This is a genomic window from Mesorhizobium sp. M5C.F.Ca.ET.164.01.1.1, from assembly GCF_004792125.1.
Lineage (GTDB): Bacteria > Pseudomonadota > Alphaproteobacteria > Rhizobiales > Rhizobiaceae > Mesorhizobium > Mesorhizobium wenxiniae.
The window spans coordinates 1-279 of record NZ_SRTG01000632.1 but is presented as its reverse complement, the minus strand read 5'-3'; the positions used below and the strand labels follow the sequence as shown (position 1 = coordinate 279).

Below are 279 nucleotides of genomic sequence, written 5' to 3'. Positions count from 1 at the left end.
CGCTTCGGCGAGATCCTCGTCGCTGCGCAACGCCCGCGCCAGCGCACGCGCGATCTGTGCCACTTCGATCGAATGGGTGAGCCTTGTGCGGTAGTGATCGCCTTCATGGGCGATGAAGACCTGCGTCTTGTGCTTCAGCCGCCGAAACGCCGTCGAATGGATGATCCGGTCGCGGTCACGCTGGAAAGGCGTGCGGGTCGGACTTTCCACCTCGTCGAACAGCCGGCCGCGCGAGCTCGCCGGATCCGTGGCATAGGCCGCGCGCGGCCGATAGCCGAG

At 66.7% G+C, this 279-nt stretch carries 1 pseudogene; it reads right to left on the bottom strand.

The window, feature by feature from the left end:
• Positions 1-279: pseudogene (locus tag EN807_RS35075) on the bottom strand (deoxyguanosinetriphosphate triphosphohydrolase); the annotation flags it as partial.